This window comes from Paraburkholderia sp. RHO2 (genome assembly GCF_050955445.1).
GTDB classification, from domain to species: Bacteria; Actinomycetota; Actinomycetes; order Mycobacteriales; family Mycobacteriaceae; genus Prescottella; species Prescottella agglutinans_A.
On record NZ_CP162617.1, the window covers coordinates 183,686 to 206,146 of the forward strand.

The following is a 22,461-nucleotide window of genomic DNA, read 5'->3' on the forward strand; positions in this document are numbered from 1 at the left end:
CCGGGCACGCGCGTTCCCGTAGCCGTCGCCTACCCTGTCTTCCGTGACTGCCCAAAACGCGCCCCAGTCGTCAGCAGGTCAGTACGACCTGATCGTGGTCGGATCCGGATTCTTCGGTCTGACGATCGCCGAGAGGGCTGCGACGCAGCTCGGCAAGCGCGTGCTCGTCGTCGAGCGCCGGCACCACCTCGGCGGCAACGCGTACTCCGAGGCAGAGCCCGAAACCGGCATCGAGATCCACAAGTACGGCGCCCACCTGTTCCACACGTCGAACAAGCGGGTGTGGGACTACGTCAACCAGTTCACCGACTTCACCGGCTACCAGCACCGCGTCTTCGCGATGCACAAGGGGCAGGCCTACCAGTTCCCGCTGGGCCTGGGCCTGGTCTCCCAGTTCTTCGGGCGCTACTTCAGCCCGGACGAGGCCCGAGCGCTGATCGCCGAGCAGGCCGCCGAGTACGACACCAAGGACGCGTCCAACCTCGAGGAGAAGGCGATCTCGCTGATCGGCCGCCCGCTGTACGAGGCCTTCGTTCGTGACTACACCGCCAAGCAGTGGCAGACCGATCCGAAGAACCTGCCGGCCGGCAACATCACCCGCCTGCCGGTGCGGTACACGTTCGACAACCGCTACTTCAACGACACGTACGAGGGTCTGCCCGTCGAGGGCTACACCGCGTGGCTCGAGAACATGGCGAAGGACGACAAGATCGAGGTCCGGTTGAACACGGACTGGTTCGAGGTCCGGGACGAGATCCGCGCCGCGAGCCCCGACGCCCCCGTCGTGTACACCGGCCCGCTGGACCGTTACTTCGACTACGCGGAGGGCGAGCTGGGCTGGCGCACCCTCGACTTCGAGACCGAGGTCCTGAGCGACTGCGGTGACTTCCAGGGCACCCCGGTCATGAACTACAACGACGGCGACGTGCCGTTCACCCGGATCCACGAGTTCCGCCACTTCCACCCGGAGCGGGACTATCCCAAGGACAAGACCGTCATCATGCGCGAGTTCTCCCGCTTCGCGGAGAGCGGCGACGAACCGTACTACCCGATCAACACCCCCGAGGACCGCGCCAAGCTCGAGGCCTACCGCGTGCTGGCCAAGGCCGAGGCCGCGGAGTCGAAGGTCCTCTTCGGTGGCCGTCTGGGCACCTACCAGTACCTCGACATGCACATGGCGATCGCCAGCGCGCTGTCGATGTTCGACAACACCCTGCGCCCGCACCTCGAGTCCGGTGAGGCACTCGCCGGAGACCTCGCGTGAGCGCGCTGCTGCAGCGGGTCCTGCTGCCCCGCGCCGGCGAGCCGCTCGACGTCCGCAGCCTCTACATCGAGGAGTCCGAGACCAACTCGCGTCGCGCGCACGCCACGTCGCGCACGTCGGTGTCGATCGGCGCCGAGTCCGAGGTGTCGTTCTGCAGCTACTTCAATGCGTTCCCCGCGAGCTACTGGCGCCGGTGGAGCATCCTCGAGTCCGTCGTGCTGCGGATCGAGCTGTCCGGCCACTGCCGCGTCGACGTCTACCGCTCCAAGGCTGACGGATCGCGAATCCACGTGGAGGGCAAGGAGTTCCGCGAGGGCATCCTCGAGTTCGACGTCGATCTCGGCCCGTTCGAGGACGGCGGCTGGATCTGGTTCGACATCACGGCCGACGCGGACGTCGAGCTGCTGAGCGCCGGCTGGTACGCGCCGATCGACGCGCCCGGCGAGGCGAACGTCGCGGTCGGTATCCCCACGTTCAACCGGCCCACCGACTGCGTCAAGGCGCTGCAGGCGCTCGCGTCGGACCCGCTGGTGGCCGACGTGGTCAAGAAGGTCATCGTGCCCGACCAGGGCACCCGCAAGGTCCGCGACGAGCCCGGCTTCGACGAGGCCGCAGCCGCGCTCGGCGACAAGCTCACGATGCACGACCAGGGCAACCTCGGCGGCTCCGGTGGCTACAGCCGCATCATGTACGAGGCGCTGAAGAACACGGACTGCGAGCAGATCCTGTTCATGGACGACGACATCGAGATCGAGCCCGACTCGATCCTGCGGGCACTCGCGATGTCGCGGTTCGCCAAGAGCCCGATCCTGGTCGGCGGCCAGATGCTCAACCTCCAGGAGCGCAGCCACCTCCACACGATGGGCGAGGTGATCAAGCGCGAAAACTTCATGTGGTCCGCGGCGCCGAACGTCGAGTACGACCACGACTTTGCGAAGCGCCCGCTCAGCGATCGCGACCGTTCGCAGCTGCTGCACCGGCGCATCGACGTCGACTTCAACGGCTGGTGGATGTGCATGATCCCGCGGCAGGTCGCCGAGGAGATCGGTCAGCCGCTGCCGCTGTTCATCAAGTGGGACGACGTCGAATACGGCCTGCGCGCCAAGGCGGCCGGCTACCCGACGGTGACCATGCCGGGCACCGCGATCTGGCACATGGCGTGGAGCGACAAGGACGACGCCATCGACTGGCAGGCGTACTTCCACCTGCGGAACCGTCTGGTCGTGGCGGCGCTGCACATGCCCGACAAGAACGGCGTCGTCAACCTGATCGCCGACACGGTCAAGGCCACCGTGAAGCACCTGCTGTGCCTCGAGTACTCGACCGTCGCGATCCAGAACCTCGCGATCCAGGACTTCCTGGCCGGACCCGAGCACGTCGCCGAACTGCTGCCGACCGCACTCGGCACTGTTCACGCGCTGCGCAAGGAATATCCGGACGCCGTCGTGCTGCCGTCGTCGACCAGCCTGCCGCTGCCGTCGCGTGAGGACATCGGCAACGTCAGCCTGCCGACCAACAAGGTGGCCATCGCCACCCGCCTGGTCAAGGGCCTGATCCACAACGCGAAGAAGGCCAAGCCCGAGCATCTCGAGCAGCCGCAGCTGAACGTCCCGACGCTTGACGCGCGCTGGTTCCTGCTCTCGCAAGTGGACGGTGTCACTGTCACCACCGCCGACGGCCGTGGCGTCGTCTACCGCAAGCGGGACCCGCGGATCGCCGCGCGCCTGTTCAAGGAGTCGCTGCGTCTGCGCCGTGAACTCGCCGAGCGTTTCCCGGAACTCAAGCGCGAGTACAAGGCCGCCGTGCCGGAGCTGACCAGCAAGGAGAGGTGGGAACGTGTCTTCGGCATCTGAGGTCCGGATCCTCCAGACCGTGCAGGGCACGATCGGCGCCAAGCCGGCCGTGGTCCGGGCGGCCCGGGGACTGTCGCACTTCGGTGAACACGCCCTCGGCTGGGTCGCGGTCGCCGGTGTCGGTGCCGCGCTGGACAAGCCGCGCCGCCGCCGCTGGGCCGGCGTCGCCGTCGGCGCCGTCGGCGCGCACGCGGCATCGATCGTCATCAAGCGCGTCGTCCGCCGCCCCCGCCCGAACGACCCGTCCGTACAGGTCAACGTGTCGACGCCGAGCAAGCTGAGCTTCCCGTCGTCGCACGCCACGTCCACCACCGCGGCGGCGGTGCTTCTCGGTCGGCTCACCGGGCTACCCTTGCCTGCGGTACTGGTCCCGCCGATGCTGATTTCGCGCCTCGTCCTGGGCGTGCACTACCCGACCGATGTCCTGGCCGGGTCGGCACTCGGCGCCGTGTCCGCGGCTGCCGTGCTGCGGGCCGAGCAGAAGTTTGGAGTGAAATGAGCGAGGAGCCGGCGGTCGTCACCGGACCCCCGAAGACCCTGGCCGGCGGCATCGTCAAGGCCGTCCGCCCGCGCCAGTGGGTCAAGAACGTGCTCGTGCTCGCGGCACCGCTCGCGGCCGGGTCCGTCACCGAGGTCGACGTCCTGCTGCCGGTCGCGCTCGCGTTCGTCGTGTTCTGCATGGCGGCGTCGGGCATCTACCTCGTCAACGACGCGATGGACGTCGAGGCCGACCGGGCCCACCCGACCAAGCGGTTCCGGCCCATCGCGGCCGGGGTGCTGCCGGTCAACCTGGCCTACGGCATGGCGGTGGTGCTGCTGGCAGGCTCGATCCTGCTCTCGTTCGTCGCGAACTGGCAGCTGGCGGTCGTCATGGCCGTCTACATCGTCATCCAGCTGGCGTACTGCTTCGGGCTCAAGCACCAGGCCGTGCTCGACATCTGCATCGTCTCGTCGGGCTTCCTGATCCGCGGGATCGCCGGTGGTGTCGCCGCGGAGATCCCGCTGTCGCAGTGGTTCCTGCTGATCATGGCGTTCGGGTCGCTGTTCATGGCGGCCGGCAAGCGATACGCCGAACTCCGGCTGGCCGAACGCACCGGGGCGAAGATCCGCAAGTCGCTCGAGTACTACACCGGTACCTACCTGCGCTTCGTGTGGACGCTGTCGGCCACCGCCGTCGTGATCTGCTACGGCCTGTGGGCGTTCGAGCAGGATCGCGCCAACGACACCAACTGGTTCGCGATCTCGATGGTGCCCTTCACGATCGCTATCCTGCGTTACGCCGTTGACGTCGATGGGGGCGAGGCGGGGGAGCCGGAAGAGATTGCACTGGGCGACCGGGTGCTCCAGTTCCTCGCGATTGCCTGGATCGGAGTAGTAGGTGTCGCTGTCTACCTCGTCTGAGCCGACACGCACAGCCGACGAACCCGCGGTGGAGCCGCGCCCGCAGGGCGCCGGGATCTCCCGTGCGGTGTTCGTCGGCGGCGTCGTGCTCACGGCACTCCTCTTCGCGTGGGGTGCGTGGCAACGACGATGGATCGCCGACGACGGGCTGATCGTGCTCCGCACGGTCCGAAACCTGCTCGCCGGCAACGGTCCCGTGTTCAACGCCGGCGAGCGGGTGGAGGCGAACACCAGCACGCTGTGGACGTATCTCGTCTACGCGTTCGGGTGGATCACGCAGGCCCGGCTCGAATACGTGGTGCTCGGCCTCGCGCTCGTGCTCTCGGTATCCGCCGTCGTCCTGGCGATGATCGGGACCGCGCGCCTGTACCGAGCACGGTTCCACGGTGGTCTCGTGCTGCTGCTCCCGGCGGGCGCGATCGTGTACATCGCAGTTCCCCCCGCGCGCGACTTCGCGACGTCCGGGCTCGAGAGCTGCCTGGTCATCTTCTGGCTGGCGCTGGTGTGGCTCCTGCTGGTCCGGTGGGCGCAGAATCCGGCGCCGTCGTGGCGATCGGTGCTGGTGCTGGCGTTCGTGGCAGGCCTGGGACCGCTGGTCCGGCCCGAAATGGCGATCGTCGGCGGCCTCGCGCTGGTGCTGGTGTTCCTCGCGCCCATCGGCTGGAAGCTGCGGGCGTGGATGGTCGCGGCCGCGGGCCTGGCTCCGGTCGCGTACCAGATCTGGCGCATGGGCTACTACGCGCTGCCCTACCCGAACACCGCGGTCTCGAAGGACGCGGGCGGCGCCAAGTGGTCGCAGGGATTCGCGTATCTGTGGAACCTGGTGGGGCCGTATGTGTTGTGGCTGCCGCTGCTGCTGCTCACCGTCGCGGTCGCGATGGCGTGGTGGCGCGAGCCCGCGATTCCCCCGAACCGGCCGGAACGTGATGTAGATCACTCGGCGGCGGGTCGGTGGGCGCGACTCTCGCGTCGGCTGCATTCCCCGGTGGCGGTCGTCGCCTTCATCCTCGCGTGCGGAACGATCCTGGCGATCTATTCGATTCGCGTGGGCGGCGATTTCATGCACGGCCGCGTCCTGCTCCCGGCCCTCTTCTGTTTCATCATTCCGATCTCGGTCATTCCGATTCGTGTGCTGCCGCGTTCGGAATGGGGGCGAAACAATCAGACGCTCGGATTTGCGGTCTCCGTGGTCGCGTGGTTGACGACGATGGTGTGGGCGCTGGTCGCGGCGAACACGGTCGGAATGCCCACCGGGTCGGCCGTCGGGAAGTCCGGCATCGTCGACGAGCGGGCGTTCTACTCGCTCAACACGGGCCACCGACACCCCATCCTCGCCGAGGACTACCTGGACTACCCACGGATGCGTGCGATGGTCCAGGCCATCGCCGACACCCCGGACGGCGGCCTGCTGCTCCCGACGCCGTCGTTCACGAACTGGGACGTCGTGCCGCCGCCCATCCCGATCCCCGAGGGCGGCGCGGGGCACACCGTCTACTTCCTCAACCTCGGCATGACGAGCATGAACGTCGGGCTGGACGTGAAAGTCCTGGACCAGATGGGTCTCGCCTACCCGATCGCGGCACATACCGAGCGGCTGGAGGGCGGTCGGATCGGGCACGACAAGGTGCTCTATCCGGACTGGGTGGTCGCGGACACCGGCATGGTCCCGGTTCACCCATGGCTGCCGTGGTACCTGGACGAGGACTGGGTCGCCCAAGCCCGGGTCGCCCTCACGTGTCCCGAGACGGTCGAGTTGAAGGAGTCGTACAGCGGCGAGTTGGACTGGCCGCTCTTCAAGCGGAATCTGCGCAATGCCCTGGATTACGCCGGCTATCGATTCGACCGGGTTCCGAAGTACGAGATCCAGCGCTGCGACCTCGAGATGCCCGAACCCCTGGGTAATCGCTGAGTCTGTCGCCGGACCGCCGGCACTCGGAATGACATCTGTGTGATTCATTCCGGGCGTCGGCGGACCTGTGCATTTCTTCACTCCATCCGCCGCTTCTCGCTTCTATTACGGTGAACGCCTCGTTTCATCTCGGATCCGTAACGCGGAACAAGCGCGAAACGATCTCCGGATGTGCCGGAATGGACTCCGGGCAACCAGACCGGAATGTTTGTCACAGTCCGATCTGTCGCATACAGTCCACGTCGCGCAGTGTGACCTGGAGCAGTGCCTTCGCCGCCGTACGCGTCGGCGAACGAGCGGCTGCCCACCGACGGAGTCCCCCGGGGCCGCCCAGCGGATGCCGGAGATGAAGAAAGAGAGCAGTGTTCATGCGTTTAGCTCGACCAAGGCTGTCGCAGCGTCTCAAGCAGCGCCTACTCGGGATTTCCGCGCTCGCGCTGGTTCTGCCGGTGGCCGCCGGAGTTGCCGGCACGGCCGTCGCATCGGCCGCACCGATCGCGCACCGGGCACCGTCCGGTGGCTACGAGGAAGTCTTCGTCGACTCGAGCATGGGCCCGATCAAGGTCCAGATCCAGTGGGCGGCCCGCGGTGGCAACGCTGCCCTCTACCTGCTCGACGGACTCCGTGCGCGCGACGATCGCAACGCCTGGAGCTTCGAGACCAACGCTCTCGACCAGTACCGGGGCGACAACCTCACGCTCGTGATGCCGGTCGGTGGCCAGTCGAGCTTCTACACGGACTGGTACGCCCCCAGCAACCTGAACGGCCAGAAGATCACCTACAAGTGGGAGACCTTCCTGACGAAGGAACTTCCGGCGTACCTCGAGACCCGTGGCGTCTCGCGGAGCAACAACGGTGTCCTCGGTCTGTCGATGGGTGGCTCGGCCGCGCTGACCCTCGCCGCGTACCACCGCGACCAGTTCAAGTTCGCCGCCTCGTTCTCCGGCTACCTGAACATCTCCGCGCCCGGCATGCGTGAGGCCATCCGCGTCGCGATGCTCGACGCCGGTCGCTACAACGTCGACTCGATGTGGGGCCCGCCGTGGAGCCCGTCGTGGCTGCGCAACGACCCGTTCGTCTTCGCGCCCAAGCTCGAGGGCCTGTCGATGTACATCTCGGCGGCCAGCGGCCTGCCCGGTCAGTACGACAACCCGAAGAAGGCCATCGACTACTACAACACCGCGAACGCGATGGGTCTCGAGGCGCTCTCGCTGATCAACACGCGTGCCTTCCAGGTGCGTCTTGCGACGCTGAAGATCCCCGCCACCTACAGCTTCCCCGCCAACGGCACCCACTCGTGGGCCTACTGGTCGGCCGAACTGTTCAAGGCCCGCGGCCAGATCCTCGACACCCTCAACGCTTGGTGACGAGACCATGAACTGAGCCGGTATGCCGTCTCCCACGCCATCGCGCGGGAGACGGCATTCCGCGTTCGGGCGGAACCCGCTCCGCCGAGAGAGATTTCGCCAATTCACTATCCAACCAGCGCGGCACCCCCATTCCGAAGCTCCTTCCGTGTAGTAAGGAAGCGATCTTCCGGTCCGTCCGGGGAGTCCGCTACGACGAAGGAGTGTTGTCCCGATGCGACTAGGTCTCGAGCGGTCCCAGCGCCGCGATAGAGCCGGAGGTGGGTGGCGCAAGCGGGCGCTCGGCTTCGCCGCAGCCGCGCTGGTGCTGCCGATCGCCGCGGGCCTGACGTCGGGCGGCACGGCGGTCGCACAGTCGCTCGGCACTCCCGGCGGCGCGCCCGCGACGACGCAGGCCGCGCCCGGAACCGTCAGCCGTGTCGACTGGCTCAGCGACCGTCGCGTCGCGGTGTGGGTCAACTCGCCGTCGATGGGCATTCCGATCCAGGTCCAGCTGCTGCTGGCCCGGGACTGGAACGCCAAGCCCGACGCCAAGTTCCCGGTCGTCTACATGCTCGACGGCATGCGCGCGCGGGACGACGAGAACGGCTGGACCATCGAGACCGATGCCGAGCCGTTCTTCGCCGACAAGAACGTCAACGTCGTGATGCCGATCGGCGGCCAGTCCAGCTTCTACGCCGACTGGCTCGACCAGAACAACGGCCAGAACTACAAGTGGGAGACGTTCCTCACCAAGGAACTCCCGCCGATCCTCGAGAACGACTGGCGCAGCACGCAGACGCGTGGCGTCGTCGGCCTGTCGATGGGCGGCACTTCCGCGATGATGCTCTCGGCGCGCAACCAGGGCTTCTTCAAGTTCGCCGGTTCGCTGTCGGGGATCCTGACGACCACCACTCTCGGCATGCCGCAGGCCATCTCGTTCGCGATGGCGGACGCCGGCGGATACGACGCCGACGCGATGTGGGGCAACCCCACCAACGATGCGTGGGCGGCACACGATCCGTACCTGCTGGCCGACCAGCTGAAGGGCATGAGCCTCTACATCTCCAGCGGTAGCGGCACCACCGGCCCGTACGACCAGCCGTCGGCCATCCCGGGCATCAGCACCAACTACGCCGGCATGGGTCTCGAGATCCTGTCGCGCCTGACGTCGCAGACGTTCACCACCAAGCTGCGGAAGCTGGGCATCCCGGCAACCGTGAACTACCGTCCCTCGGGCACGCATTCGTGGCCGTACTGGGAGTTCGAGCTGCACCAGCTGTGGCCGCAGCTTGCGGAGGCGCTCGGTGTCGAGGCCGACAAGCCGGCCTGCAGCCCGTCCGGCGCCTTCGCGCCGGTGGCCAACGGCAACAACTGGATCGGCGACTGCCTCACCGGCCAGTACCCGGTCGCCGGCGGCACCGCACAGGACTTCCGCTTCGGCCGGATCTTCAGCTCGGGCGACGGCACCCACCCTGTCGCGGGTCGCATCGGCGGCGCCTACCAGGGCGCGGGCGGACCGGCCGGCGTCCTCGGAATGCCGAGCACCGACGAGGTCGCGCTGGGCGACGGCCGTGGTCGTTTCAACCACTTCCAGAAGGGCTCGATCTACTGGACGCCGCAGACCGGCGCCCACGCCGTGAGCGGTCCCATCAAGGACGAGTGGGCCAAGCAGGGCTGGGAGCGGGGTCCGCTGGGATACCCGACCGCCGACCAGATCAAGACCCCGGGCAAGGAGGGGCTGGTCCAGAGCTTCGAAATCGGTGCGATGTACTGGAACCCGCAGACCGGCACCAATGCCGTGCAGGGTCTGATCATGAAGAAGTACGCCGAATTGGGTTACGAGAACGGCTGGCTCGGCTTCCCGTCCACCAGTGAGAACGTGATCAAGGACGGCGGCCGCTTCAACCGCTTCCAGAACGGCAACATCTACTGGAGCCCGGCCTCCGGTGCATGGTCCGTGAAGAACGGCCCGGTCTTCGACGCCTGGGCGTCGGTGGGCTACGAGAACGGCCGCCTCGGCTTCCCGATCTCCGACCAGTTCGACATCGCCGGCGGCGTGCAGCAGAACTTCCAGCACGGCGTCATCACCATCAAGGGCGGTAAGGCCGAAATCGGCTGACCGTGAGTTGACCTGGTGCGGGCGGTGACCGGATCTCACGATCCGGTCACCGCCCGCACGTCATCTGTAGCCTGTTCCCAGAGTCGGTGCGGGTGCGCCCCGCCGACACGACACCGCAAACTCGAGGACTGATATGTCGCACTTCTCCCGTACCCGTTCCGCTCTGGCTCGCACGGTGGCCGTAGGCGCGTTGAGCCTCGTGGCCGGTGGCCTGCTCGTCGCCTGCGGTGACGACGACTCCTCCGCGACGGGTAGCCCGACCACGACTTCCGCCGCGTCACCCACCACGACCACCAAAACAGCCGTCAAGAGCGGTACGCCGCAGGCTTCCGAGGCGCCCGCGACCCCCGACCAGGACTCCGACGCGGAGGCCGAGCAGCCGCAGGCGGTGCCGAGCGGATTCCCCGGCCCCACCGAGGTCCCCGTCTCGCCGCGCGCCCAGGCCTACCTGGACGGGCTGAAGCGGGAGGGCATCACTCCCGCCGCCGACGGCATCATCGCCGTCTCCACGGCCGACTACATCTGCGCCGCGAAGGAGCAGGGCAGCTCGCAGCAGGAGATCACCACGTTCGTCACCGCGGCCGTCGGCAGCGAGGCGAGCGCCGCGGGCCAGGAGCTGACGTCGGAGCAGGCCGGGAAGAACGCCGAGGTCTACATCCGCGTCGCGCAGGCCGAGTACTGCAAGTAGCGGCGGATGAGTGTGAGCAGCCAGTGAGCAACTCGAGAACGCGGAAGTCCGGAAACAACCGGGGGCGTAGGCGCTTCGGGATCGTCGCTGTCGTGGCGGCGGTCCTGGTGCTGCTTCTGGTCCTGCTGGCGATCTGGTACATCCTGGCGGGGCGCCTGCCCCAGCCGGCGCCCCCGACGCCCCCGGGTCCCACGCCGCCGAGCGCGCAGCCGGCGGACTGCCCCGACGTCCAGGTCATCTCGGTGCCCGGGACGTGGGAGTCCAGTGCCGCCGACGACCCGCACAACCCGACGGCGAACCCCGCGTCGCTCATGCTCAACGTCACACGGCCGTTGCAGCAGACGTTCTCGCCCGAGCGGGCCGACGTCTACACGGTCCCGTACGTGGCGCAGTTCTCCAACCCGATCGCGCTGCCGCCGGACGGCCAAGAGTCGTACAACAACTCCCGCACCGCCGGGACCGCGGCGACGATCGACGTCATCGAGCGCCGGCACGCCGAGTGCCCGCTGACGACGTACCTGCTCACCGGGTTCTCGCAGGGCGCGGTGATCGCGGGCGACGTCGCGGCGCGCATCGGCGCCGGGGACGGCCCGGTGTCACCGGATCTGGTGCTCGGTGTGGGCCTGATCGCCGACGGTCGACGGGATCCGGCGGCCGCGCCGACCGTCGGCCCGGCGGTCGCCGGTGTCGGCGCCGAACTCTCGCTCGCCGGGCTGAAGATTCCCGGCATCACGATGACCGGGGCACGCCCCGGCGGGTTCGGGGAACTCGCCGATCGCGCGGTCCAGATCTGCGCTCCCACCGACGGCATCTGTGACGCCCCCGCGGACGCGCTCAAGGTCGGAAACTGGCTCAGCAGTGCGTCCCGGCTCGGCGAGTACTACAACAACCCGGTTCACGCGCAATACAACTCGTTCGTCGTCGACGGCAGCGGGACAACCGCGACCCAGTGGATCACGAACTGGGCCACGGAAAAGGTCGATTCGGCCCCCTCACCGGCGCACGAGTAGCGAGTCTCGCCCGAGTCTGCGCGAAGCGCCTCCCAGACTCCTCTGCGGGCGGTAGTGTCCGTCCTCGCGACCCGAGCACGGGTCGCGGGGGTGGGTCCCTATGCTGATGGGTTGGTGCCCGTGGGGTGCCGCCCTGCCTGCATGCGCGAATGAGGAAGAAGGCTTTGATGAGTTCCACCGACGGCTCGGGCGTCAGCTCTGGCGTCCAGGCGCCGCGTAAGTTCCGGTTCGCGGCCGGTGGCGAGGGCAACGCCGAGGAGGGCGGCGCTCGTCGGTTCGTCAAGCTCGCGCAGAAGGCCGAGGAACTCGGCTACGACAGCTTCATGATCCCCGATCACCTGGGTAACCAGGTCGGACCGATCGCGGCGCTCGGCGCGCTTGCGGTCGCGACCGACAAGATCCGGCTCGGCACGGCCGTGCTCGCGAACGGGTTCCGGCATCCCGCGGTCCTCGCGAAGGACGCCGCGACCATCGACGTCCTGTCGGGCGGCCGGCTCGAACTGGGCATCGGCGCAGGCTGGATGAAGGAAGAGTTCGACAAGGGCGGCATCGAGTACGAGCGACCCGGTGTCCGAATTGCGAAACTCGAGGAGTCGCTGCAGATCCTGGACACGCTGCTGCGTGGCCAGGAATGCAACTTCGAGGGCGAGTTCTACACGATCAGCGGCCTCAAGGGCAGCCCCCGCCCGCGGCAGGGACCTCGTCCGCCGATCGCGGTCGGCGGTGGCGGTCCCAAGATGCTCGCGCTGGCGGCCAAGTACGCCGACATCATCTCGGTGGCGACGCCGACCAGCTCGGACGGCCGTCTGCTGCTGTCGGGGATCACGATGGAGCAGACGATCGCGCGCGTCGAGCGGATCCGCGAGGCCGCGGGCGATCGCTTCGACGACATCGAGCTCAACTGGACCATCACCGCAATCATGGTGACGGACGATCGTGAGCAGGCCGCCGAGATGGCCCTGGCCGCGATCGACCAAGGGTTCCCGCCCAACATCGAGGCGGACGTCACATTGTCCGTCGAGGAGATCTTGAACTCCCCGTACCTCGCAATCGGCACCTACCAGGAGATTGCCGACCAGATCCGTAACGTACGGGAGAAGACGTCGATGTCATATGTGGGCGTATTCCCGACTCAGCTGGAAGCTTTCGCGCCGGTGATCCCGTTGCTCCGAGGCGAGTGAGTCGATGCACATCTGTAACATGTTGCTGGTTTCGAGCCGATGGACTGACTCGTAGGTGTGTCGTCTGCGTCCGGATGGTTGCAAGTCGCTACAACTAGGGAATGTAGCGACGACCAGCGAAAAACAGCAGGCAAGACCGACGAAGTAGTGACAATGCAAATGAATCCGCGCGGCGAAGGAAGTCTGGGGCGCAACCATGTCCGTTGATGGTTGTGTGATCGCTTCGACAGGAGAAGGAATGAACGCAATGTTCGACGACTACCTCGACGAACAGGGCCAGATTCGGCTCACGCCGGGTCACACGTTGATCGACTATGTCGACGACCACACGCGCAACAACGCAAGCGAGCTGGTGTACCGGTACATCGACTACTCGCGTGAGCGGGACGGCGAGGCTCACGAGCTGACGTGGGGTCAGTTCGGTCTGCGTCTTCGTGCCGTCGCGGCACGTCTGCAGCAGGTGACTCAGCCCGGCGACCGCGTCGCGATCCTCGCGCCGCAGGGCCTCGACTACGTCACGTCCTTCTTCGCGGCCATCCACGCCGGACGCATCGCGGTCCCGCTGTTCGATCCGGACGAGCCCGGCCACACCGACCGCCTGCACGCGGTTCTCGGTGACTGCGAGCCCGCTGCGATCTTGACGGCGACGTCGTCCGCGGCCGGTGTGCGTCAGTTCTTCCGCTCGCTGCCCGCCGCGAAGCGTCCGCGGATCATCGCCGTGGACGCAATCCCGGACAGCGTCGGCGAGACGTGGGTCCGCCCCGAGGTCGGTCTCGACGACATCGCGTACCTGCAGTACACGTCGGGCTCCACCCGCACCCCCGCGGGTGTCGAGATCACGCACCGCGGCGTCGCCACCAACGTGCTGCAGATGGTCGACTCGCTCGGCCTGAGCGAGCACTCGCGCGGCGTCACCTGGCTGCCGCTGTACCACGACATGGGCCTGCTGACGGTGATCCTGCCGGCGCTGGGCGGCCAGTACATCACCATCATGAGCCCGCGCGCGTTCGTCCAGCGTCCGTACCGCTGGATCAAGGAACTCGCCGCGATCTCCGACGGTGCCGGCACGTACGCCGCGGCCCCCAACTTCGCCTTCGAGCACGCCGCCGTGCGTGGTCTGCCGAAGGACGGCGAGCACCTCGACTTGAGCAACGTCATCGGCCTGATCAACGGCAGCGAGCCGGTGACGGTGTCGTCGATGCGCAAGTTCAACGAGGCGTTCGCGCCGTACGGCCTGCCGAAGACGGCGATCAAGCCGTCGTACGGCATGGCCGAGGCCACGCTGTTCGTCTCGACCACGCACCCGTCCGACGAGGCGAAGGTCATGTACGTCGACCGCGACGAACTCAATGCCGGTCGCATGGTCCGCGTCGACCAGGACGCGCCGGGCGCCGTCGCGCAGGTGGCCTGCGGCGAGGTGTCGCGGAGCCAGTGGGCCGCCATCGTCGACCCGGAGACCGCGTCCGAGCGCCCCGACGGTCACGTCGGCGAGATCTGGCTGCACGGCGACAACATCGGCCAGGGCTACTGGGGCCGTGAGCAGGAGACCGCGGAGACCTTCCACAACAAGCTGCTGCAGCGGCTGACGGAGGGTTCGCACGCCGACGGCGCTCCCGACGACGGCAACTGGCTGCGCACCGGCGACTACGGCGTCTTCGTCGACGGCGAGCTGTACATCACCGGTCGCGTCAAGGACCTGGTGATCGTCGACGGCCGCAACCACTACCCGCAGGACCTCGAGTACTCGGCGCAGGAGGCCAGCCCGGCGCTGCGTCCGGGCTTCGTCGCCGCGTTCGCGGTGCCGGCCAACCAGCTGCCGCCGCAGGTGTTCGAGAACTCGCACTCGGGACTGGTCTTCGACCAGGACGATGCATCCGAGCAGTTGGTCGTCGTCGCGGAGCGTGCTCCGGGCGCCGGCAAGGCGGATCCGCAGCCCATCGCGGACACCGTCCGGGCCGCCATCTCGTCGCGTCACGGCGTCACCGCACGGGACGTGCTGCTGGTCCCGGCCGGCTCGATTCCGCGTACGTCCAGCGGAAAGCTGGCGCGCCGGGCCTGCAAGGCGGCGTACGTCGAGGGGACCCTGCGCGGCGGTCACGTCCAGATGGCGTTCCCCGACAGCGTTTCCGACTAGTCCTTACCGACCGATTGCTTGGTGATTTGATGGCTGAACACGAGATGACGGTCGCGCAGCTGCGCGAATGGCTGCGTAACTGGGTCGCGGAGGCCACCGGGCAACCGGCCTCGGCGATATCCGACGATCGACCGATGGAGGAGTTCGGTCTCTCCTCCCGCGACGCTGTCGCGCTGTCGGGCGAGATCGAGGACCTCGTGGGTGTCACGCTCTCGGCCACGATCGTGTACCAGAATCCGACCATCGCCTCGTTGGCCACGCGCATCATCGAGGGCGAGCCGGACGTGCCCGAGGACGCCGAGGACGGCGCGTACTACCGGGGCGGCGTCCCGGCCGGGCAGTCCCACGACATCGCGATCGTGGGTCTGGCCACCCGGTTCCCGGGCACCGGGCACACCCCGCAGGAGATGTGGAAGCTGCTGATCGAGGGCCGCGACGCGGTCACCGAGCTGCCCGAGGACCGCTGGGTGGAGTTCACCGCCGATCCGTACGTGGCGGCGGCCGTCGAGAAGGCCGCCACCAAGGGCGGCTACCTCGACGACGTGCAGGGCTTCGACGCGGAGTTCTTCGCGATGTCTCCGCTCGAGGTCCAGAACGTGGACCCGCAGCAGCGGCTCGCGCTCGAGCTCACGTGGGAGGCGCTCGAGCACGCGCACATCCCGGCGAACCAGCTCAAGGGCCGCGAGGTCGGCGTGTTCCTCGGCTCGTCGGCCAACGACTACCAGCTGCTCGCGGTGAGCGATCCGGCCTCGGCGCACCCGTACGCGCTGACCGGCACGTCGACCGCGATCGTCGCGAATCGCGTCTCGTACTTCTACGACTTCCGCGGCCCGTCGATCGCCCTCGACACGGCGTGCTCGTCGTCGCTGGTCGCGGTGCACCAGGCGGTGCGCAGCCTGCGTGAGGGTGAGTCGGAGATCGCGCTCGCCGGTGGTGTGAACATGCTGCTCGCGCCGCCCGCGACGCTCGGCTTCGACGAGGGCGGCGTTCTCACGGCGGACGGCAAGATCAAGGCCTTCTCGTCCGACGCGAACGGCATCGTCCGCGCCGAGGGCGGCGGCGTCGTCGTGCTCAAGCGGCTCGAGGACGCCGAGCGGGACGGCGACACCATCCTCGCGGTCATCGCCGGTACCGCCGTCAACCAGGACGGTCGCTCCAACGGTCTACTCGCTCCCAACCCGGACGCGCAGGCCGACTGCCTCCGTCACGCCTACCGCGACGCGGGCATCCTCCCCTCCGGCGTCGACTACATCGAGGCGCACGGCACCGGCACGATCCTCGGTGACCCGATCGAGGCGGACGCCCTGGGCCGCGTCGTCGGCCGCGGGCGCGACGCCGACAAGCCGGCCCTGCTGGGCTCGGCCAAGACCAACTTCGGTCACCTCGAGGCCGCCGCGGGTGCGGCCGGCCTGATCAAGGTCGTGCTCGCGATGCAGGAGGACGTCATCCCGGCGTCGCTCAACTACGCGGGCCCCAACCCGTACATCCAGTTCGACAAGGCGCACCTGCAGGTCATCCCGGAGGCGACGGCGTGGCCGCGCTACACCGGCAAGGCCGTTGCGGGCGTGTCCGGCTTCGGCTTCGGCGGCACCAACGCGCACGTCGTGGTCCGTGAGTACACCGGCCCCGGGCAGGTCGACGCTGTCGAGTCCGAGCAGGTCGACCTCGACCACGAGAACACCACGATCGAGGCCGAGGCCGAGCGGATGCTCGCCGAGGCTGCCGCGTCGGTCGGGCTCGACGAGGCGTCGGATGCCGTCGAGGTCGCCGAGACCGCGGTCCTGCTGGCGGTGTCGGCGTCGATGCCCTCGCGTCGCCGCCGCGCCGCCGAGGACCTGGCCAACTGGCTCGAGACCGAGGAGGGCAGCCGCACGCCGCTCGCCGACGTCGCGCGCACCCTCGCCAAGCGCAACCACGGCCGGTCCCGTGCCGTCGTGATCGCCAAGAACCACGCCGAGGCCGTCACCGGCCTCCGCGCCGTCGCCGCCGGCAAGCCCGCCCCGGGCGTGCTGGCCGCCGACGCGCCCGCCGCGAAGGGCCCCGTCTGGGTGTTCTCGGGCTACGGCTCGCAGCACCGCAAGATGGCCAAGCAGCTGTACATCGAGAACTCGGTGTTCCGTGCTGCCGTCGACGAGGTCGACGCGCTGATCGAGGACGAGGCCGGCTACTCCATGAAGGAGAAGTTCCTCGACGACTCGCTCGACTACGACGTCGAGACGTCGCAGGTCGGCATCTTCACGATCCAGGTCGCGCTGGCCAAGACGCTGCGCCACCACGGCGCCGACGCGTCCGCGCTGGTCGGGCACTCGATGGGTGAGGCCGCCGCCGCGTACGTCTCGGGCGGTCTGTCGCTCGAGGACGCCGTCCGCGTCATCTGCTCGCGTTCGCGCCTGATGGGCGAGGCCGAGGGTCTGCTCGAAGGCGACGACATCCGCCTGATGGCCCTCGTCGAGTACAGCGCCGCCGAGATCGAGAACGTCCTGCCCGACTTCCCGAACCTCGAGGTGTGCGTCTACGCGGCCCCCACCCACACGGTGATCGGCGGTCCCGAGCCCGAGGTGAACGCGATCGTCGCGCGCGCCGAGGCGGAGGAGAAGCTGGCCCGCGTCCTGCAGACCAAGGGCGCCAGCCACACGTCGCAGGTGGATCCGCTGCTCGGTGAGCTCGCGGCCGAGCTGGCCGGCATCGAACCGCACAAGCTGAAGATCGGTCAGTACTCGTCGGTGGACCAGGACGCGTTCTACCCGGCCGGGCACGCGCCGATCCATCCGGTCGAGTACTGGACCAAGGGTCTGCGGCACAGCGTGTACTTCACCAACGCCGTGAAGCACGCCGTCGACGCCGGGCACACCACGTTCGTGGAGCTCGCGCCCAACCCGGTGACGCTGATGTCCGTCGCGGCCACCGCGTGGGCCGCCGGTGTCGCCGACACGCAGCTGATTCAGACGCTCAAGCGCAAGGAGGACGAGCCGCTCGGCGTGCTGACCGCGCTCGCGCAGCTGTACGTCCACGGCCACGCCGTCGATCTGCCGTCGCTGCTCCCCGTGGGCGCCTACGCCGACCTGCCGCGCACCGCGTTCCTGCGCAAGCGGCACTGGATCGACGCGCGGGTGTCGTCGTCGGGCAACTCCCGCGTCCCCGGTGCGCACGTCGCGCTGCCGGACGGCCGCCACGCCTGGGAGGTGGACGCGTCCGCCGTCACCGACCTGAACGCGCTGGTGACCGTCGCCGCGTCGCAGCTGTTCGCGGACGTCGCGCTCACCGGTGCCGTCGCGCACGGCGAGGTGCCGTCGACCGGAACCCTGACCACCACGCTGGTCCCGCACCTCGGCGGCGCGTCCGTGCAGGTGCACGCGAAGACCGGCGTCTCGTTCGCGCTGCTGCTCGACGCCGTCGTGTCGTCGGGGGAGGCGCTGCCCGAGCCGGTGATCGCCGTCGCCGCCGCGAAGCCGACCGTGTCGGACGACATATCAGACGAGGCTGCCGAGGTTTTCGCGGACCGCTGGGATCCGGCGAGCTCGCAGACGCTCGAGGACCGGCTGACGATCATCGTCGCCGAGTCGATGGGATACGCGCCGGAGGATCTGCCGGGCGAGATTCCGCTGGTCGAGCTGGGTCTGGACTCGCTGATGGCGGTGCGGATCAAGAACCGCGTCGAGTACGAGTTCGACATCCCGCAGCTGCAGCTGGCGGCGGTGAAGGACGCGAGCCTGCACGACGTCGCGAAGTACCTGCGCTACGCGGTGGAGAACCGCGAGGAGGTCGCGGCGCTCGCCGCGCAGCAGCAGGCCGAGAAGGACGCCGGGGAGACCGTTTCGGCGGCCGCCGCCCCGGAGATTCCCGATTCCGCCGAGACCGAGGAGGCTCCGGCCGAGTCCGGCGAGGTGGACGTGCCGCCGCGTGACGCGGCCGAGCGTCTGACGTTCGCGACGTGGGCGGTGGTGACCGGTAAGTCGGCGAAGAGCATCTTCGCGACGCTGCCGATCCTCGACGACGAGTCGGCGGAGAAGTTGGCGGCGCGGCTGACGGAGCGGGCCGGCGGCGAGATCACCGTCGACGACGTGCTCGACGCCGAGACGATCGAGCAGCTGGCCGAGACGGTGCGTCAGCATCTCGAGGACGGGCTGAAGATCGACGGCCTGGTGCGGACGCTGCGTCCGCGGGCCGAGGGGTCGGATGCCGTGCCGGTGTTCGTGTTCCATCCGGCCGGTGGGTCGACGGTGGCGTACGAGCCGCTGCTCAAGCGGCTGCCCGCGCACACCCCGATGTTCGGTCTCGAACGGGTCGAGGGCCCGATCGACGAGCGGGCCGCGGCGTACGTGCCGCTGCTGCGGGAGATCCAGGGCGACGGCCCGTACGTGCTGGCCGGCTGGTCGCTCGGCGGCGTGCTCGCCTACGCGGTGGCCCGTCAGCTGCGCGAGCAGGGCGCCGACGTCCGGATCGTCGGCCTGATCGACACCGTCATGGCGGGCGAGAAGGTCGAGGACACCCCGGACGAGATCCGGGCCCGCTGGCAGCGTTATGCGGCATTTGCGAAGAAGACGTACGGCGTCGACGCGCCGCTGCCGTTCGACAAGCTGGCGGAGGCCGGCAGCGACGAGGAGCAGATCCAGATCCTCATGGACCTGCTCAAGCTCAGCGGTGCCAAGATCCCCGGCGGCATCATCGAGCACCAGCGCACGTCGTGGCTCGACAACCGGGCCATCCAGACGGCGGACCTGCAGCAGTACGACGGCGACGTCGTGCTGTACATGGCGGACAAGTACCACGACGACGCGATCAACCTCGAGCCCTCGTTCGGGACACGTCAGCCCGACGGCGGCTGGGGCGAGGCGGCGAAGAACCTCGAGGTCGTCTACATCGGTGGCGACCACATCCAGATCGTCGACGAGCCGTACATCTCCAAGGTCGGCGCGGATCTGTCGAACAAGCTGGCCGAGATCGAGAAGCGGAGCAACTGAGTGAGCACCACCACCGCAGAAAAGCTTGCGGAACTGCACGAAAAGCTCGAGCTGTCGAAGGCCCCGGGTAACCCGAAAGCGATCCAGAAGCGCAAGGACAAGGGACTTCCCACGCCGCGCGAACGGATCGACATGCTGCTCGATCCGGGCACGTTCGTCGAGCTCGGGCAGCTCGCCCGGCAGCCCGGCGACGCGTCCAACCCGTACGGCGACGGTGTCGTCACCGGCCACGGCCTGGTCGACGGGCGTCCGGTCGCGGTGTTCGCGCACGACCAGACCGTCTTCGGCGGTGCGGCCGGCGAGATCTTCGGCCGCAAGGTCGCGGCTGTCAACGACTTCGCCATCAAGATCGGCTGCCCCGTCGTCGGCATCAACGAGTCCGCCGGTGCCCGCATCCAGGACGCGGTGACCTCGCTCGCGTGGTACGCCGAGATGGGCCGGCGCCAGGAGCCGCTGTCGGGCATGTGCCCGCAGATCTCGATCATCCTCGGCAAGTGCGCCGGCGGTGCGGTGTACGCCCCGATCAACACCGACATCGTGATCGCGACCGAAGAGTCGTACATGTTCGTCACCGGTCCGGACGTCATCAAGTCCGTGACCGGCGAGGACGTCAGCCTCGACGAGCTGGGTGGCGCCCGCAACCAGGCCCAGTACGGCAACATCCATCACGTCGCGGCCGACGAGAAGGCCGCGTTCGAGTACGCGCGCCAGTACCTGAGCTACATGCCGTCGAGCTGCACCGAGAAGCCCCCGATCATCAACCCGGGTCTCGAGCCGGAGATCACCGAGGACGATCTGTCGCTCGACACGTTCATGCCCGACGCCGACAACGCCGGCTACGACATGCACGACATCCTCATCAAGATCTTCGACGACGGCGAGTTTCTCGAGGTCCGCGGCCAGACGGCGCAGAACGTCATCACCGGCTATGCCCGGGTCGACGGCCGTCCGGTCGGCGTGGTCGCGAACCAGCCGATGCACCTGTCGGGTGCGCTCGACGCGGACGCGTCGGACAAGGCCGCGCACTTCGTGCGGGTCTGCAATGCGTACGACATTCCGCTGGTGTTCGTCGTCGACACCCCCGGCTTCCTGGTGGGTGTAGATCAGGAGAAGGTCGGCGTCATCAAGCGTGGTGGCCGCTTCCTGTTCGCGTACGTCGAGGCGACCGTCCCGAAGGTGACCGTCGTGGTGCGCAAGTCGTACGGCGGCGGCTACGCGGTGATGGGCTCCAAGCAGCTCGGAGCCGACGTCAACTTCGCGTGGCCCACCGCCCGCATCGCGGTCATGGGCGCCGAGGGTGCTGTCAACATCATCGGTCGCCGTCAGCTCGAGGCGGCCGGCGAGAACGCTCCCGCCGTCCGCGCGCAGCTCATCAATTTCTACAACGAGCACGTCGCGACGCCGTACATCGCGGCCGAGCGCGGCTACATCGACGCCGTCATCGAGCCGTCGACCACCCGCCTCGAGATCCGCAAGGCGCTCACGCTGCTCCGCGACAAGACGGTCTTCAAGAACCCGCGCAAGCATCATCTGCTCCCGTTCTGACCCTGTGGTCCAGCTGAAGGGACCCTTTGTGCGCTCACAGCGCATGAATGGTCCCTTCAGCTGTTTCGGTGGGCGGTAGCGGCCGCATCCTCAGCGGTGGACGGGGTCTGGAGCGCGCCAGTTCGTAGTGCGCGCGCAGGTCTGAGATCGCGCGATCCGGTGCTTCCCGCAACTGGCGTGGGATGACGGCCAACACGATGATCCCCGCGTTCTGCATGCGTGCCCGCCGCGCAAGGGTCTGCTCGTAGTCGTCCGGTGAGAGATGCCATTCGAGTGAATCGATTTCCCAGGCGAGCGCCACCTCGTCTATCCAGCCATCCGGTTGAGCAATGAACTGTCCTGTGGTCGTTTCGATTTGGCGATTGAAGCTCATGGTCGGAAGCCCGCTGCCGAGCCACAGCGTGCGGGCGTCCGCCTCGGCAGTGGAGTGGACGTCGGCGCTCACCTCCCGCAGAACCTTCCGAGGAAGGGCGGAGCCGCGGTTGCTGCCGGCCTCGAGTTCTGTCGCCAATACGGCGGGCGTGACGTCACCGCGTTGTACTGCCTCTGCGAGGAGTGCCCGTGCCGCGCGTGTGGTCGTCGAGCGCCGCGCCGCGTCGAGAAGTGCGCGTGGCAGGGGACTGCAGGCCAATCCGTTTCGGTTCACGGGCGTCGGTAGTCGGGTTGTCCGCTCCACGACGAGAAAGCCCGTCGACAGCATCCGCCGCGCGTGCGTGATCAGAACGTGCACGTCGGAGAACGACTCGGATGAGCGGTATCCGTGCTCGGCCAGGGCTGCACGGCCGGTGAGCATCGAGCCGGATCCGCAGTAGAGCAGCGCTGCCGTGCGCCGTTCACGTTGACTCGGCACGCCGTTGTGCATGAGAACGAGTCCCGGAAGAAGGCGCTGCCACGGCCCCTCCGGCCGGCAACGATAGCTGATGGCGGAGCCTGACATCCCAGCCGACAGCAGATCGCGCACCCGCACGATCCCGCTCACAGCGAAGCGGCGTAGCTCGGCGATCGCGTCCGGCGTCCATATCCGTTCCCCCATGCCCACAGCATGAC

14 protein-coding genes are annotated in these 22,461 nt (G+C 68.2%); 13 read left to right on the plus strand and 1 reads right to left on the minus strand.

Annotated elements, in window-relative coordinates:
• Positions 1 to 43 precede the first annotated feature (43 nt).
• From glf to ABTV10_RS00870, 13 genes are all read left to right on the plus strand, one after another.
• Positions 44 to 1,264 carry a UDP-galactopyranose mutase gene (gene glf / locus ABTV10_RS00810; RefSeq protein WP_499031922.1) on the plus strand — a complete coding sequence of 407 codons (1,221 nt, stop codon included), beginning with the start codon at positions 44 to 46 and terminating at the stop codon, positions 1,262 to 1,264.
• Positions 1,261 to 3,117: a glycosyltransferase gene (locus ABTV10_RS00815; protein WP_499031924.1), complete on the plus strand. Its 1,857-nt coding sequence runs from the start codon at positions 1,261 to 1,263 to the stop codon at positions 3,115 to 3,117. The genes glf and ABTV10_RS00815 overlap by 4 nt, the downstream gene beginning before the upstream one ends.
• Entirely contained in the window at positions 3,101 to 3,616 is a 516-nt protein-coding gene (locus ABTV10_RS00820) for a phosphatase PAP2 family protein (RefSeq protein ID WP_433609027.1), read from the plus strand. Before ABTV10_RS00815 ends, ABTV10_RS00820 begins: the two co-directional genes overlap by 17 nt.
• Entirely contained in the window at positions 3,613 to 4,518 is a 906-nt protein-coding gene (locus ABTV10_RS00825) for a decaprenyl-phosphate phosphoribosyltransferase (protein ID WP_433609029.1), read from the plus strand. The genes ABTV10_RS00820 and ABTV10_RS00825 overlap by 4 nt, the downstream gene beginning before the upstream one ends.
• A 28-nt stretch (positions 4,519 to 4,546) precedes the next feature.
• Positions 4,547 to 6,427, plus strand: coding sequence for an arabinofuranosyltransferase AftB family protein (locus tag ABTV10_RS00830; protein ID WP_499031925.1), 1,881 nt, complete (start codon positions 4,547 to 4,549; stop codon positions 6,425 to 6,427).
• Positions 6,428 to 6,795: 368 nt separating this feature from the next.
• Complete coding sequence (locus ABTV10_RS00835; protein WP_433609033.1) at positions 6,796 to 7,794, plus strand: alpha/beta hydrolase; 999 nt, start codon at positions 6,796 to 6,798, stop codon at positions 7,792 to 7,794.
• A gap of 214 nt (positions 7,795 to 8,008) precedes the next feature.
• Positions 8,009 to 9,895 carry an alpha/beta hydrolase-fold protein gene (locus ABTV10_RS00840; protein WP_499031926.1) on the plus strand — a complete coding sequence of 629 codons (1,887 nt, stop codon included), beginning with the start codon at positions 8,009 to 8,011 and terminating at the stop codon, positions 9,893 to 9,895.
• 133 nt (positions 9,896 to 10,028) lie between these two features.
• Positions 10,029 to 10,583 carry a DUF732 domain-containing protein gene (locus ABTV10_RS00845; RefSeq protein WP_433609037.1) on the plus strand — a complete coding sequence of 185 codons (555 nt, stop codon included), beginning with the start codon at positions 10,029 to 10,031 and terminating at the stop codon, positions 10,581 to 10,583.
• A gap of 92 nt (positions 10,584 to 10,675) precedes the next feature.
• Positions 10,676 to 11,593 (plus strand): cutinase family protein, encoded by a 918-nt coding sequence (locus ABTV10_RS00850; RefSeq protein ID WP_499031928.1) that lies wholly within the window; start codon positions 10,676 to 10,678, stop codon positions 11,591 to 11,593.
• A gap of 167 nt (positions 11,594 to 11,760) precedes the next feature.
• Entirely contained in the window at positions 11,761 to 12,774 is a 1,014-nt protein-coding gene (locus ABTV10_RS00855) for an LLM class F420-dependent oxidoreductase (protein ID WP_499031929.1), read from the plus strand.
• Between the two features lie 238 nt (positions 12,775 to 13,012).
• Entirely contained in the window at positions 13,013 to 14,908 is a 1,896-nt protein-coding gene (gene fadD32 / locus ABTV10_RS00860) for a long-chain-fatty-acid--AMP ligase FadD32 (RefSeq protein ID WP_499031931.1), read from the plus strand.
• A 29-nt stretch (positions 14,909 to 14,937) separates the two neighbouring features.
• Positions 14,938 to 19,869, plus strand: a complete 4,932-nt coding sequence (pks13, locus tag ABTV10_RS00865; protein WP_499031933.1) for a polyketide synthase Pks13 — start codon at positions 14,938 to 14,940, stop codon at positions 19,867 to 19,869.
• On the plus strand, positions 19,870 to 21,414 hold the full coding sequence (locus ABTV10_RS00870) for an acyl-CoA carboxylase subunit beta (protein WP_499031934.1): 1,545 nt from the start codon (positions 19,870 to 19,872) through the stop codon (positions 21,412 to 21,414).
• A gap of 34 nt (positions 21,415 to 21,448) precedes the next feature.
• On the opposite strand, the gene ABTV10_RS00875 is transcribed toward ABTV10_RS00870, so the two are convergent.
• Positions 21,449 to 22,447 (minus strand): hypothetical protein, encoded by a 999-nt coding sequence (locus ABTV10_RS00875; protein WP_499031935.1) that lies wholly within the window; start codon positions 22,445 to 22,447, stop codon positions 21,449 to 21,451.
• Positions 22,448 to 22,461 lie beyond the last annotated feature (14 nt).